The organism is Mycobacterium sp. 4D054 (genome assembly GCF_052245755.1).
GTDB lineage: Bacteria > Actinomycetota > Actinomycetes > Mycobacteriales > Mycobacteriaceae > Mycobacterium.
Genome location: NZ_JBQQCF010000050.1, coordinates 1 through 13,596, shown reverse-complemented (window position 1 = coordinate 13,596; position 13,596 = coordinate 1). Strand labels below are relative to the sequence as shown.

Genomic DNA, 13,596 nt, shown 5'->3' with positions numbered 1-13,596 from the left:
GTTGCTTGGAATGAACTGCTTGCGGGTACTGCGCACGACCGTGAAGAGTTTCGTCCTGGCGTTGATCATCGGAATGGTCGCAGCGATGGCCATGGCCGCGCCGGCCGGGGCGCAGGTGGACCAGTGCACCCCGCCGGGCATCGAGAGCGCCAGCGCGCTGCCCACCAACCTCGCCGCCGCCGCGAGCGGACCCGCGGCGGACAAGTACACCACCGCGACCGTGCAGCCGCTGGAGTCCGTCGACGTCAACGCGCTCGCCCTCGGGCAGCCGGGCGTCCTGACCGTAGGCACCCTGTCCGACGCACCGCCGAGCATCTGCATCAACTCTGCCGGGCAGTTCACCGGCTTCGACAACGAGCTGCTGCGAGCCATCGCCGGCAAGCTCGGCCTGCAGATCAACTTTGTGGGCACAGAGTTCTCCGGGCTGCTGGCGCAGGTGGCCTCCCGCCGGTTCGACGTCGGATCGTCGTCGATCACCACCACCGAGGCCCGTCGCCGCACCGTCGGTTTCACCAACGGCTACGACTTCGGCTACTTCTCCCTCGTCGTCCCGAGGGGTTCGGCCATCACCGGCTTCGACAAGTTGGCGCCCGGGCAACGCATCGGCGTCGTACAGGGCACCGTGCAGGAGGCCTACGTCATCGACACGCTGGGCCTGCAGCCGGTGAAGTTCCCCGACTACAACACCGTCTACGCGAGCCTCAAGACCGGGCAGATCGACGCGTGGGTGGCGCCGTCGCAGCAGGCGCAGGGCACGGTCCAGGCCGCCGATCCGGTGGAGATCATCGAAAACACCTTCAGCCTGGACAATTTCATCGCCTGGGCGGTGGCGTCTGACAACCAGCCGCTGATCGACGCGTTGAACTCGGGCCTGGACGCGATCATCGCCGACGGCACCTGGGCGCGGCTCTACACCGAGTGGGTACCACGCGCGCTACCGCCGGGCTGGAAACCGGGATCCAAGGCCGCCCCGACACCGCAGCTGCCCGACTTCAACGCCATCGCCGCGCAGCACCAGACCGCGCAAGGTCCGGCGGCTCCCGTGCAACCGAAATCGACGCTGTCCCAGCTCGCGGCGTCGTTTCTGGATTGGGATCTGTACAAGCAGGCCATCCCGGACCTGTTCAAGACGGGTCTGCCCAACACCCTGATCCTGACCGTCGCGGCGAGCGTCATCGGGCTGATCCTCGGCATGGCGCTGGCCATCGCGGGCATCTCGAAATCACGATGGCTGCGCTGGCCCGCGCGGGTCTACACCGACATCTTCCGGGGCCTGCCCGAGGTCGTGATCATCCTGCTGATCGGGCTCGGCCTCGGCCCCGTCGTCGGTCATTTGACCGGGAACAATCCGTTCCCACTCGGTATCGCCGCCCTCGGGCTGATGGCGGCCGCCTACGTCGGTGAGATCTTCCGGTCCGGTATCCAGAGCGTGGATCCCGGGCAGCTGGAGGCCTCCCGCGCACTGGGTTTCAGCTACGCGACCTCGATGCGGCTGGTGGTGGTGCCCCAGGGTGTGCGGCGGGTACTGCCGGCGCTGATGAACCAGTTCATCTCGCTGCTGAAGGCGTCCTCGCTGGTCTACTTCCTCGGTCTGGTCGCCCACCAGCGTGAGCTCTTCCAGGTGGGCCGTGACCTCAACGCCCAGACCGGCAACCTGTCACCCCTGGTGGCCGCGGGGTTGTTCTACCTTGCGCTGACGATCCCACTGACCCATCTGGTGAACTACATCGACACCCGATTGCGCCGTGGCCGCAAGCGTGACGAAGAGGACCCGCTGGTGCTCGCCACCTCCCAGGAGATGAACTGATGCAGACCGAGACGCAGCCGGTCTCGTTGACCGCCAAGGACATTCACCTGTCATTCGGTAAAACCGCGGTGTTGCGCGGCGTCGACCTGGACGTGGCCGCGGGATCCAGCACCGCGGTGATCGGACCGTCCGGATCGGGCAAGTCCACGTTGCTGCGCACCCTGAACCGGCTCTACGAACCGGACCGGGGCGACATCCTGCTCGACGGGCGGTCGGTGCTGCGGGACAACCCGGATCAGCTGCGGCAGCGCATCGGCATGGTGTTCCAGCAGTTCCAGCTCTTCCCGCACCGCACGGTGCTCGACAACGTCACCCTGGCCCCGCGCAAGCTCAAGCGGCTCAGCGCCGAACAGGCCCGCGAACTCGGGCTGGCGCAACTGGATCGGGTAGGGCTGCGCAGCAAGGCCGACGCCCGTCCCGCCACGCTGTCGGGCGGGCAGCAGCAACGTGTGGCGATCGCCCGTGCCCTGGCGATGTCGCCTGAGGTGATGTTCTTCGACGAGGCCACCTCGGCCCTGGATCCGGAGCTGGTCAAAGGGGTGCTGGAACTGATCGCCGACCTCGCGGCCGACGGGATGACGATGGTGGTCGTCACCCACGAGATGGGCTTCGCGCGGTCGACCGCCGACACCGTCGTGTTCATGGACCACGGTCAGGTCGTCGAAACCGGGCCTCCTGAGCAGCTGTTCGAAAGCGCCGAGACCGACCGGCTGCGACGGTTCCTGTCCCAGGTCCTCTAAGCGATCCGGCTACATCGACACGTTCGTCAAATCCCGCGACACCTCAACCTGTCGGACCCGTAGCGGTTAGACTGCCTGAATTATGGTGCCGACCGACGCCCGCGTCAGCGAGCTCGCCAGCGAATTGCAGCGAGTGCTGTCCAAGGTGCTGTCGGTCATGCGTCACACCGGCCGCACCGCGACCTCCGGGGACCTGACCCTGGCCCAGTTGTCGATCCTGCTCACGCTGTTCGATCAGGGCCCGATGCGGATGACCGAGCTCGCCGCCCACGAGAAGGTCCGCACGCCGACCACCACGGTGGCGATCCGCCGGCTGGAGAAGCTCGGGCTGGTCAAGCGGGACCGCGATCCGTCCGACCTGCGGGCCGTGCTCGTCGACATCACCCCCGAGGGCCTCGAGCAGCACCGGGAAGCGTTGGAGTCCAGGCGCGCTCACCTCGCGGCGCTGCTGAGCAAGCTCAGCGAGGAGGAGCTCGACGCGCTGTCCAAGGCGCTGGCACCCCTCGAGCGCATCGCCGAATAACGGTTCAGCCCAGCCAATCCAGGACCGCCGCGGCGGTCCACGACTGCTGCATGCTGCCCAGCGGCTCGCCGGTGAACGGTTCGTAGTACTCGGCGAAGGTCCCGTCACTGGCCTGGCGCAGCCCTTCCCGCCGCAGCGTCGCCGCCCGTTCCGCCCAGCCGCGGCGCGCGAAACACCACGAGAACAGCCACGTCATCACCGGCCAGACCGGGCCTCGCCAGTACTCGCGCGGACGGAAGTCCCGCGAAACCGGTGAGGTCGACGGGATCAGCGCGTACGCCAGGTCGGGATGGCCACAGAACCGCGGCCCCTCGAGCAGCCTCAGCAGCGCCCGTTCCCGCTCGTGCGGCAGGCCGCCACACAGCAGCGGAGCGAACTGCGCCACCGTCTCGGTCGCGATCCACTTATCCGCGCGAACATCGTAATCCTTTGCCGCACCTGTTCTTTGGTCGGCAGTGGCGACCACGCCGGACCGGAAACGCTCGGCCCACGCATACAGGTCCTTGACGTCGGCGTTGGGCCGCTTGTGGTCCTCCCCGATCTCGGCCAGCACCTGGCACGCCACTGCCAGAATCGCGGAGACGAAGACGTCCTCGACGGCGAAACTCACGGTCTTGGACAGCAATTGGTCGTCGTAGCGGGCAGCCTTCATCTCCTCGAGCAGCCACAGGTAGCGGTCGTACTCCATGTCCGACGGCCGCTGGGTGGCGTCGGTGTTGATCTTGTTGTCCTCGCGCTGGTACTCCGGCACTTCCCCCGCAATCACGTTGGCGTACGGGCCATCCCAGCGCGGCGAGTTGTCCATCCCGGACTCCCAGCCGTGGTAGAGGGTCACCCGGCCGCGCTCGTTCTGGTCGCGGCATTCCGCCAGCCAACGGTGCCAGCGCACCAGGTCGTTCCACCGCCGGTCCAGGAACGCCTGCGCGACCGCCCGCGTCGAGCGCCCCCGGTTGCGCGCGTGGTCGAGGATGCGCTGCACCGCGATCGCGTGCACCGGCGGCTGGGTGATGCCCGAGGTGTGCCGGTTGCGCGGTGCGTCGGCCGCCAGCGCCGAGCAGGCCCAGCGGGCCGGGCCGGGGAAGTACCCGTCGACGCCGTTGGCGAACACGATGTGCGGGATCATGCCGTTGCGCCACTGGGCGGACAGCAGCGTGTCCAGCTCCACCACCGCGCGCTCCACCGACAGCGGCGCCAGCCCGATCGCCACGAACGCCGCGTCCCAGCTCCACATGTGCGGGTACAGCAGCGGAGCGGCGGTGGTCATCACGCCGAGGTCGTTGCCGCGCAGCAAGTAGGCGGCGCGGGCGGCCAGTTGGGTGGAGGTGAAGCTCGGATCGTGCGGCATCGCCCCCCATGATGCGACGACTTCGCCCGGTCCGCAGGTCGGTAGGGTCGTCGGTGTGCCGACCGCCATGATCACCGGGGCCTCCGGCGGCCTCGGAGCCGCCCTCGCCGACGCGCTGGCGCCCACGCACACCTTGTTCCTCGCGGGGCGGCCGTCGTCCCGGCTCGACGCCGTCGCCGAACGACTCGGCGCCACCACCTGGCCCGTCGACCTCGCCGATCCCGACTCGATGGCCGCGGTCGTCGAGCCGATCGTCGAGCTCGACGTGCTGATCCACAACGCCGGGGTGTCCTACCCCGGCCGGGTCGGCGAATCCCACATCGACGAATGGCGCGCCACCATGAACGTCAACGTCATCGGAGCGGTGGCGCTGACTCTGGAGCTGCTGCCCGCGCTGCGCGCCGCCGGCGGGCATGTGGTGTTCATCAACTCCGGTGCGGGCATCAAGGCCTCGCCCGGACTGGCCTCGTACACGGCCAGCAAGTTCGCGCTGCGCGGCTTCGCCGAGTCGTTGCGCGCCGACGAGCCGGCACTGCGCGTGACGTCGGTGCATCCCGGCCGGATCGCAACCCCGATGCAGGAGGACCTGGTCGCCTACGAGGGCCGCCCTTACGAACCGGACCGGTTCCTGCGCCCGCAGACGGTCGCGAAAGTGACCGCCGACGCGATCAACGCCCCGCCCGACGCGCACATCCACGAGGTGATCGTCCGGCCCCGCTGACGCCGTAATCGCTAGCGGTCGGGCTCGGTGCGCGGGCCGAAACCCTCTCCGGATTCCAGCGCCGTGGCGTGCGGGCCCACGTGGGCCTCGGAGCGCATCCGCTGCACCATGTGCGGGTAGTGCAGTTCGAACGCGGGACGCTCGGACCGGATCCGGGGCAGCTCGGTGAAGTTGTGCCGCGGCGGCGGGCTGCTGGTGGCCCACTCCAGCGAGTTGCCGTAGCCCCACGGATCGTCGACGACGACCGGCTCACCGTAGCGCCAGCTTTTGAACACGTTCCACAGGAACGGCAGCATCGACAGGCCGAGGATGCACGCGCCGATGGTCGACACCACGTTGAGCGGGGTGAACCCGTCGCTGGGCAGGTAGTCCGCGTAGCGGCGCGGCATGCCGTCGTCACCGAGCCAGTGCTGCACCAGGAAGGTGGTGTGGAAACCGATGAACGTCAGCCAGAAGTGCAGCTTGCCCAGCCGTTCGTCGAGCAGCCGGCCGGTCATCTTCGGGAACCAGAAGTAGATGCCGGCGTAGGTGGCGAACACGATGGTGCCGAACAGCACGTAATGGAAATGGGCCACCACGAAATAGCTGTCGGTGACGTGGAAGTCCAGCGGCGGGCTGGCCAGCAGCACGCCGGTCAGGCCGCCGAGCAGGAACGTCGCCAGGAAACCGATCGAGAACAGCATGGGTGTCTCGAACGTCAACTGGCCCTTCCACATCGTGCCGAGCCAGTTGAAGAACTTGATGCCGGTCGGAACCGCGATCAGATAGGTGCTGAACGCGAAGAACGGCAGCAGCACGGCGCCGGTGGCGAACATGTGGTGGGCCCACACGACCACCGACAACGCGCCGATACCGAGGGTGGCGTAGATCAGCGTGGTGTAGCCGAAGATCGGTTTACGACTGAACACCGGGAAGATCTCGCTGACGATGCCGAAGAACGGCAGCGCGACTATGTACACCTCGGGGTGGCCGAAGAACCAGAACAGGTGCTGCCACAGGATCGCCCCGCCGTTGGCCGGGTCGTAGACGTGTGCGCCGAGATGCCGGTCGGCCGCGAGCCCGAACAGCGCCGCGGTCAGGATCGGGAACGCCAGCAGCACCAGCAGCGAGGTGACCAGGATGTTCCAGGTGAAGATCGGCATCCGGAACATCGTCATGCCCGGCGCGCGCATGCACACCACAGTGGTGACCATGTTGACCCCGCCCAGGATGGTGCCGAGGCCACTGAGCGCCAGGCCCATGATCCACAGGTCTCCGCCCGGGCCCGGCGAGTGGATCGCGTCGGACAGCGGCGCGTACGCCGTCCAGCCGAAGTCCGCCGCGCCGCCGGGCACCAGGAACCCGCTCATCGCGATCAGCGCGCCGAACAGGAACAGCCAGAACGAGAACGCGTTGAGCCGCGGGAACGCCACGTCGGGTGCGCCGATCTGCAGCGGCAGCACGAGGTTCGCGAATCCGAACACGATCGGCGTCGCGTAGAACAGCAGCATCACCGTGCCGTGCATGGTGAACAGCTGGTTGTACTGCTCGTTGGACAGGAACTGCAGACCCGGCGACGCCAGCTCGGTTCGCATGAACAGCGCCATCAGCCCACCCACCAGGAAGAAGGTGAAGCACGCGACGCAGTACATGATGCCGATCAGCTTGTGATCGGTGGTGGTGACCAGCTTGTAGACCAGGTTGCCCTTGGGCCCCAGTCGGGCCGGGAACGGCCGCCGCGGCGTGATATTGACGAGGTTCGGGGCTTCGACGGCCATGGCTTCTCCTCCGGCATCCGGCAGCGGCCAGATACCCAAGGATGCGCGCTCTACTCCCGATTCCGCACCTGTTTTGGGCGCTTCTCAGGCGACGACGTTGACCAGCCGGCCGGCAACGACGATGACCTTCTTCGGGGTCTTTCCGTCCAGAAAGGCAATCACCTTCGCGTCGGCCAGCGCGGCGGCCTCCACCGCGTCCGCGGGCGCGTCGGCGGCGACGGTGACACGGCCGCGCACCTTGCCGTTGACCTGCACCGGGTACTCGACGGTGTCCTCGACGAGGTAGCGCTCGTCGGCCACCGGGAACGGGCCGTGCGCCAGCGAGGTCTCGTGTCCCAACCGGCTCCACAATTCCTCGGCCAGGTGCGGCGCCAGCGGGGCCACCATCAGCACCAGCGGCTCCAGCGCCGCCCGCGCCGTCACCGACTGCTTGGTCAGATGGTTGGTGTACTCGATCAGCTTGGCCGCGGCGGTGTTGTTGCGCAGTGCCGCATAGTCATCGGCCACCCCGGCGATGGTGCGGTGCAGCAACCGCATCGTCTCGTCATCCAGCCCGGCGTCCGACACCCGGGTGGCCCCACTTTCCTCGTCGACGACCAACCGCCACACGCGTTGCAGGAAGCGGTGCGCGCCGACGACGTCCTTGGTCGCCCAGGGCCGTGATGCCTCCAGCGGACCCATCGACATCTCGTACACCCGCAACGTGTCGGCGCCGTAGTTGTCGCAGATCTCGTCCGGCGACACCGAGTTCTTCAGGCTCTTGCCGATCTTGCCGAACTCCTGGTTCACCTCAATTTCTCTCGGGGTCCCGCCGCTGGTGTCGAGCCAGTAGAACTTGCCGTCGCGCTCGGTGACCTCGGCGGCCGGCACGTAGGCTCCCCGCGAGTCGGTGTAGGCGAACGCCTGGATGTAGCCCTGGTTGACGAGCCGACGGTAGGGCTCACGGGAGCTGACGTGCCCCAAGTCGTAGAGCACCTTGTGCCAGAACCGCGAATACAGCAGGTGCAGCACGGCGTGCTCGACCCCGCCGACGTACAGGTCGACGCCACCCGGATCGTCCGGACCGTGCTCGGCCGGCCTAGGCCCCATCCAGTACGCCTCGTTCTCCTTGGCGCACATGGCTTCTGCGTTGTGCGGGTCGGTGTAGCGCAGCTCGTACCAGGAGCTGCCCGCCCATTGCGGCATCACGTTGGTGTCGCGGGTGTACTTCTTGAGCCCGTCGCCGAGGTCGAGTTCGACGTTGACCCAGTCCGTCGCCTTGGCCAGCGGCGGGGACGGCTCACTGCCGGCGTCCTGCGGGTCGAACAGCACCGGCGAGTAGTCCGGCACGTCGGGCAGTTCGACGGGCAGCATGTGCTCGGGCAGCCCGTGCGCCCGCCCGTCCTCGTCGTAGACGATCGGGAACGGCTCGCCCCAGTACCGTTGCCGGGCGAAAAGCCAGTCCCTCAGCTTGTATTCGACGCGCGCCCGTCCCCGCCCGTGCGCGGTCAGCCGCTCGGTCATCGCCTGCTTGGCGGCGGCCACGTCGAGACCGTCGAGGAAGCCGGAGTTCACCATCACCCCGTCGCCGGTGTAGGCCTCCTTCGAGACGTCGCCTCCGGAGACCACTTCCACAATCGGCAGCCCGAACTCGGTCGCGAAGTCCCAGTCACGCTGATCGCCGCTGGGCACCGCCATGATCGCGCCGGTGCCGTACCCGGCCAGCACATAGTCGGCGATGAACACCGGAACTTGTTGTCCGTTGGCGGGATTCGTCGCGTAGGCGCCGACGAACACGCCGGTCTTGGTCTTGTTCTCCTGCCGCTCCAGATCGGATTTCGCCGCGATCGACGCCCGGTAGGCCGCGACCGCCTCACGCGGGGTGGCCGCGCCGAACGTCCAACGCTCATCGACGCCGGCGGGCCACTCGTCGGCGACCAGCAGGTCCACCAGATCGTGTTCGGGGGCCAGCACCATGTATGTCGCACCGAACAGCGTGTCCGGACGGGTGGTGAACACCTCGATGTCACCGGCGTTAGTGCCGAAGAGCACGGAAGCGCCGGTCGAGCGGCCGATCCAGTTGCGCTGCATGGTCTTGACCTTGTCCGGCCAGTCCAGCACGTCGAGGTCTTCCAGCAGCCGGTCGGAGTACGCGGTGATGCGCATCATCCACTGCCGCAACCGTTTCCGGAACACCGGGAAGTTGCCGCGCTCGCTGCGCCCGTCGGCGGTGACCTCCTCGTTGGCCAGCACCGTGCCCAGGCCCGGACACCAGTTGACGACCGAGTCGGTGAGGTACACCAGGCGGTGGGCGTCCACCACATCGGCTCGGTCGGCGGCATCCAGTTCCGCCCAGGCGCGCCCGTCGCCGACCTGCCGGGTGCCGTTTTCGAACTCGGCGATCAACTCCGCGATGGGGCGGGCCTTGCCGGCCTCCGGATCGAACCACGCGTTGAAGATCTGCAGGAAGATCCACTGGGTCCACTTGTAGTACTCCACATCGGTGGTGGAGAAGCTGCGCCGCGAGTCATGGCCCAGACCCAGCCGCCCCAGCTGGCGGCGGAAGTTGACGATGTTGGCCTCGGTACGCGTGCGCGGATGCGTGCCGGTCTGGATCGCGTACTGCTCGGCGGGCAAGCCGAAAGCGTCAAACCCTAACGCGTGCAACACGTTACAGCCGGTCATCCGGAAGTACCTGGCGTACACGTCGGTGGCGATGTAGCCGAGCGGGTGCCCGACGTGCAGGCCTTCACCCGACGGGTACGGGAACATGTCCTGGACGAACATCTTGTCGGCGGGCACCTCGCCGCCGTCGGCCGGCGCCAGGGATCCGACCGGGTTCGCGACGTTGAACGTGCCGTTCTTCGACCACCGCTGCTGCCAGGCCTGTTCGATCTCCCCGGCGAGCTCCGCGGTGTAGCGATGCACCGGGGTGTCAGTGTCACCGGACGAGCGCTCGCGTGAGGACTCTGTTGCAGCGGGCTGTCCAGTCGGCGTTTCAGTCACCCCACCAGGGTATAAGCACCCGCTTCGCCGATTTCCCGGCCACGGGCAGGTCTCGGTTCCGTTGCGGATGTATCAGGGGTTGATCCCAGGTCGATTCCAGCCCTGGTGGGGCTTGATCGGCCATGGATACATTGCTCGCCTGACAACCCTCAAGCGTTGGGAAGGATTGCACTCGATGAGCGAAATCGCCCGTCACTGGCGGGTTCTGGCAGGTGGCCTCGGTGCCTGCGCCGTCGGCATCGCCGGGGTGCTGAGCATCACAGCCACGACGGCGTCGGCCCAGCCGATGCTGCCGCAGCCCCCGCTGCCCGCGCCTGCCACAGTGACGCAGACCGTCACGGTTACGCCCAACGCCGCACCCCAGCCCCTCCCGACCCCGGGTGTGACGCCGGCGACCGGAGGCGCGGCCGCTGTGCCCGCCGGCATCAGCGCGCCGTCGGCCCCCGCGGTGCCGCCGCGTCCGGTCTCGACGATCGCCCCGGCCACCTCGGGCACGCTGAGCGAGTTCTTCGCCGCCAAGGGCGTCACGATGGAACCCCAGTCCAGCCAGGGCTTCCAGGCGCTCAACATCGTGCTGCCCAAGCCGCGGGGCTGGGAACACATCCCGGACCCGAACGTTCCGGACGCGTTCGCCGTGCTCGCCGACCGGATCGGCGGCAACGGCCTGTACTCCTCGAACGCCCAGGTGGTGGTGTACAAGCTGGTCGGCGCGTTCGATCCCAAGGAGGCGATCAGCCACGGCTTCATCGACAGCCAGAAACTGCCCGCCTGGCGCACCACCGACGCGTCGCTCGCCGATTTCGGCGGTATGCCGTCCTCGCTGATCGAAGGCACCTACCGCGAGAACAACATGACGCTGAACACATCCCGCCGCCATGTCATCGCCGCCGCGGGCCCCGACCACTACCTGGTGTCGCTGTCGGTCACCACGAGCGTCGACCAGGTGGTCGCCGCCGCGGACGCCGCCGAGGCCATCGTCAACGGCTTCAAGGTCAGCGTGCCGGGCTCGGCCCCGGCCGCACCGCCTGCCGGCGCACCTGCGGCCCCGCTGCCCGCGGCGCCGCCCCCGGCTCCCGCCGTTCCTGCCGTGGCGCCCGCGCCACAGTTGCTGGGACTGCAGGGATAGACGGCGTCGTCCCCCGGGCGAAGCCTGGCGCCCGGGGGACGACGGCCCATCACCGGCACCGTATTCTGAAGCCCATGTTCGTCGCTGCCGTGTTGAGTCTGTGCGCGGCCGCGGGGACCGCGGCGCTGGGCGCATGGTCGCTGACGCGTCGCCCGTCCACCGATTACGTCCAGCAGGTGCTGCGCGCCGTGGCGCCCACCCAGTTGGCCGCCGCCGTGATGCTGGGCGCCGGCGCCGTGGTGGCCCTGACGGCGACCGCCCCGCTGTCGGTGGTGATCCTGGTGGTCTGTGTGGCCGGCGCGATCGGCACCGTCGCGGCAGGGTGCTGGCAGGCCGCGACCGCCGTCGCGCGGCGCAACGCGCAGCAGGCCGCGGTGGCCGGGGGTGGCTGCGGCAGCGGCGGTGGCAGCGGATGCGGGACGTGCACGCTGTCCTGCGACCGCTAGAGCACCCGAGAGGCTAGTTGCGCGACAGGTCGATCGGGTGGGTCGCCAGCAGCGACAGCGGCAGCGGCTGCCGGCGCAGGATCCGGGCCCACAGATCCACCTTCGGCTCGGACAGAACATCAGAGGGCAACGCCGACAACACAATCCAGTCGTCGCGCTCGATCTCGCCCTCAAGCTGGCCGATGGTCCAGCCCGAGTAACCGGCGAAGATCCGCACCCCCTCGACCATCGGTGCGATCGAGTCGGGATCCGCGTCGAGGTCGACCATCGCCACCCGGCCCTGCACATGCCGCAGTCCGGGCGCCGCACTCGGGTCGACGCCCACGCGCACCGTCGCCAGGCACAGTGCGGCGTCCCGCTTGACCGGGCCTCCGATGAACATCGTCTTGGGTTTGGTCGCGAGCTTGGCCCACTGCGGCAGCACGTTGTAAACCGCGGTCTCGCTGGCCCGGTTCAGCACCACGCCCAGGGTGCCGCCGTCGTTGTGCTCGACCACGTAGATCACGCTGCGCCGGAAGGTGGGCTCCAGCAGATCGGTGTTGGCCAACAGCAGTGTGCCCGCGCGAACCCGGTGTGCCGCAGGTGCGACGAAGTCCTCCGGATCCTCGGGTTGCGCCATTCGACCATCATGTCACCACGGCCGCGTGATGGTGGCAGACCAGCGCACCGCATCTCGATATTTGTACTGTGGTCGGGTTGCCCTCAGATTCCGCTTCAGCCCGCCAACAGGACGTGACATCCGTGCCCGACGACCGTGCCGCCCGGACGTTGTGGCGTACGGTGCGGACCCTGCCCGAGTTCCGCAGACTGCTCGAGCTGCGCGCGGTGAGCCAGTTCGGTGACGGCCTGTTCCAGGCCGGGATCGCGGGGGCGATTCTGTTCAACCCTGAGCGTGAGGCCGAGCCGTGGGCGATCGCGGCCGCGTTCGCGGTGCTGTTCCTGCCGTACTCGCTGCTCGGCCCGTTTGCCGGCGCGCTGCTCGACCGCTGGGACCGCCGGCTGGTGCTCATCGGCGCCAACCTGGGCCGGCTGGTGGTGGTGCTCGGCGTCGGGACGCTGCTGGCCGCCGGCCGCTCCGACATCCCGATCCTGTTGAGCGCGTTGCTGGCCAACGGTTTCACCCGCTTCGTGTCCTCAGGGCTGAGCGCGGCGCTGCCGCACGTGGTGCCCCGCGAGCAGGTGATCGCGATGAACTCCGTGGCGACCGCGACTTCGTCGGTGGCCGCATTCGCGGGCGCGATTTTCATGCTGTTGCCGCGCTGGTGGTTCGGAGCCGGCGATGTGGGCGCGTCGATCATCATCTTTCTGGTCGCCGTGCCGGTCGGGGTGGCGCTGTGGCTGTCGATGCGGTTCCCGCCCCGGCTGCTGGGGCCCGACGACAGCGTGCGCGCGGTGCACGGCTCGGTGCTCTACGCGGTGGCCACCGGCTGGCTGCACGGCGCCCGCACCGTCGCGGCCGTCCCGTCGGTCGCGGCGACGCTGTCGGGGCTGGCCGCGCACCGCATGGTGTTCGGCATCAACACGCTGCTGGTGCTCGTGATGGTGCGCCACACGGACGCGACCACGGTGGCCGGCTTCGGCACCACGGTTCTGTTCGTCACGGCCGGGGGCGCCGGGCAGTTCCTCGCCACGATCCTCACGCCCGCGCTGGTGCGCAAGTGGGGGCGCTACGCCACCCCGAACGGCGCGCTGGCCTTCGCCGCGGCCGTTCAGCTGGTCGGCGCCACGCTGCATCTGCCGGTGATGATCGTGTGCGGCTTTCTGCTGGGTGCGGCGGGCCAGGTGGTCAAGCTGTGCGCGGACACCGCGATGCAGATCGACGTCGACGACGCGCTGCGCGGTCACCTGTTCGCGGTGCAGGACTCGTTGTTCTGGGTGGCGTTCATCGTCGCGATCACGGGGGCGGCGTTGGTGATCCCACCCGGCGGGCGTTCGGTAGGACTGGCTCTGGCCGGGGTGGCCCTCTATCTGGTAGGGCTGGCCCTGCACGCGACCACCGGTCGGCGCGGGCGGCTGCCCGGCTAGACATCCCAGGACCGTAGGTTGTCAAGCGGCTTGGGTATCTGGGGTGGGCTGGCGGTGTGCCCAGGCTTTGTGTTCGTCGTAGGCGGTGTGGTGGCGCAGGCAGCCGTGCAGGATGCCGACG

11 protein-coding genes are annotated in these 13,596 nt (G+C 68.5%); 7 read left to right on the top strand and 4 right to left on the bottom strand.

Translation table 11 applies throughout. The features are described 5' to 3' along the window. The first annotated feature begins 10 nt into the window (after positions 1-10). From ACTWP6_RS25330 to ACTWP6_RS25320, 3 genes are all read left to right on the top strand, one after another. Positions 11-1,807: an ABC transporter substrate-binding protein/permease gene (locus ACTWP6_RS25330; RefSeq protein ID WP_443189114.1), complete on the top strand. Its 1,797-nt coding sequence runs from the start codon at positions 11-13 to the stop codon at positions 1,805-1,807. Further along, positions 1,807-2,547 (top strand): amino acid ABC transporter ATP-binding protein, encoded by a 741-nt coding sequence (locus ACTWP6_RS25325; RefSeq protein ID WP_260756096.1) that lies wholly within the window; start codon positions 1,807-1,809, stop codon positions 2,545-2,547. Before ACTWP6_RS25330 ends, ACTWP6_RS25325 begins: the two co-directional genes overlap by 1 nt. Before the next feature lie 82 nt (positions 2,548-2,629). Then, positions 2,630-3,070, top strand: coding sequence for a MarR family winged helix-turn-helix transcriptional regulator (locus ACTWP6_RS25320; protein ID WP_260756097.1), 441 nt, complete (start codon positions 2,630-2,632; stop codon positions 3,068-3,070). 4 nt (positions 3,071-3,074) lie between these two features. Here the strand turns inward: ACTWP6_RS25320 and ggh are convergent, their stop codons facing one another. Next, positions 3,075-4,415, bottom strand: a complete 1,341-nt coding sequence (ggh, locus tag ACTWP6_RS25315; protein WP_260756098.1) for a glucosylglycerate hydrolase — start codon at positions 4,413-4,415, stop codon at positions 3,075-3,077. Positions 4,416-4,470: 55 nt separating this feature from the next. Between ggh and ACTWP6_RS25310 the strand changes: the two genes are divergently transcribed. Further along, positions 4,471-5,136 carry an SDR family oxidoreductase gene (locus tag ACTWP6_RS25310; RefSeq protein ID WP_443189113.1) on the top strand — a complete coding sequence of 222 codons (666 nt, stop codon included), beginning with the start codon at positions 4,471-4,473 and terminating at the stop codon, positions 5,134-5,136. A gap of 11 nt (positions 5,137-5,147) precedes the next feature. Here ACTWP6_RS25310 and ctaD read toward each other — a convergent pair whose 3' ends face one another. Together ctaD and leuS are read right to left on the bottom strand one after the other, a co-directional pair. Then, a complete protein-coding gene (gene ctaD, locus ACTWP6_RS25305; protein ID WP_443189112.1) occupies positions 5,148-6,893 on the bottom strand; it encodes an aa3-type cytochrome oxidase subunit I in 1,746 nt (581 codons plus the stop codon). A gap of 84 nt (positions 6,894-6,977) precedes the next feature. Continuing rightward, positions 6,978-9,878 carry a leucine--tRNA ligase gene (gene leuS / locus ACTWP6_RS25300; protein ID WP_443189111.1) on the bottom strand — a complete coding sequence of 967 codons (2,901 nt, stop codon included), beginning with the start codon at positions 9,876-9,878 and terminating at the stop codon, positions 6,978-6,980. Between the two features lie 175 nt (positions 9,879-10,053). On the opposite strand from leuS, the gene ACTWP6_RS25295 reads away from it, so the two are divergent. Both ACTWP6_RS25295 and ACTWP6_RS25290 read left to right on the top strand, forming a co-directional pair. After that, entirely contained in the window at positions 10,054-11,004 is a 951-nt protein-coding gene (locus ACTWP6_RS25295) for an LpqN/LpqT family lipoprotein (RefSeq protein ID WP_443189110.1), read from the top strand. A 74-nt stretch (positions 11,005-11,078) separates the two neighbouring features. Next, positions 11,079-11,450, top strand: a complete 372-nt coding sequence (locus ACTWP6_RS25290; RefSeq protein ID WP_443189109.1) for a hypothetical protein — start codon at positions 11,079-11,081, stop codon at positions 11,448-11,450. A gap of 13 nt (positions 11,451-11,463) precedes the next feature. Here the strand turns inward: ACTWP6_RS25290 and ACTWP6_RS25285 are convergent, their stop codons facing one another. Next, positions 11,464-12,069 (bottom strand): YqgE/AlgH family protein, encoded by a 606-nt coding sequence (locus ACTWP6_RS25285; protein ID WP_260756103.1) that lies wholly within the window; start codon positions 12,067-12,069, stop codon positions 11,464-11,466. A gap of 122 nt (positions 12,070-12,191) precedes the next feature. Here ACTWP6_RS25285 and ACTWP6_RS25280 point away from each other — a divergent pair, with 122 nt between their 5' ends. Then, positions 12,192-13,475, top strand: coding sequence for an MFS transporter (locus ACTWP6_RS25280; RefSeq protein WP_443189108.1), 1,284 nt, complete (start codon positions 12,192-12,194; stop codon positions 13,473-13,475). Positions 13,476-13,596 lie beyond the last annotated feature (121 nt).

Coding starts and splice junctions, on each gene's coding strand:
- ACTWP6_RS25330 (WP_443189114.1), top strand. CDS start 11: ATGAACTGCTTGCGGGTACTGCGCACGACCGTGAAGAGTTTCGTCCTG.
- ACTWP6_RS25325 (WP_260756096.1), top strand. CDS start 1,807: ATGCAGACCGAGACGCAGCCGGTCTCGTTGACCGCCAAGGACATTCAC.
- ACTWP6_RS25320 (WP_260756097.1), top strand. CDS start 2,630: ATGGTGCCGACCGACGCCCGCGTCAGCGAGCTCGCCAGCGAATTGCAG.
- ggh (WP_260756098.1), bottom strand. CDS start 4,415: ATGCCGCACGATCCGAGCTTCACCTCCACCCAACTGGCCGCCCGCGCC.
- ctaD (WP_443189112.1), bottom strand. CDS start 6,893: ATGGCCGTCGAAGCCCCGAACCTCGTCAATATCACGCCGCGGCGGCCG.
- ACTWP6_RS25295 (WP_443189110.1), top strand. CDS start 10,054: ATGAGCGAAATCGCCCGTCACTGGCGGGTTCTGGCAGGTGGCCTCGGT.
- ACTWP6_RS25290 (WP_443189109.1), top strand. CDS start 11,079: ATGTTCGTCGCTGCCGTGTTGAGTCTGTGCGCGGCCGCGGGGACCGCG.
- ACTWP6_RS25285 (WP_260756103.1), bottom strand. CDS start 12,069: ATGGCGCAACCCGAGGATCCGGAGGACTTCGTCGCACCTGCGGCACAC.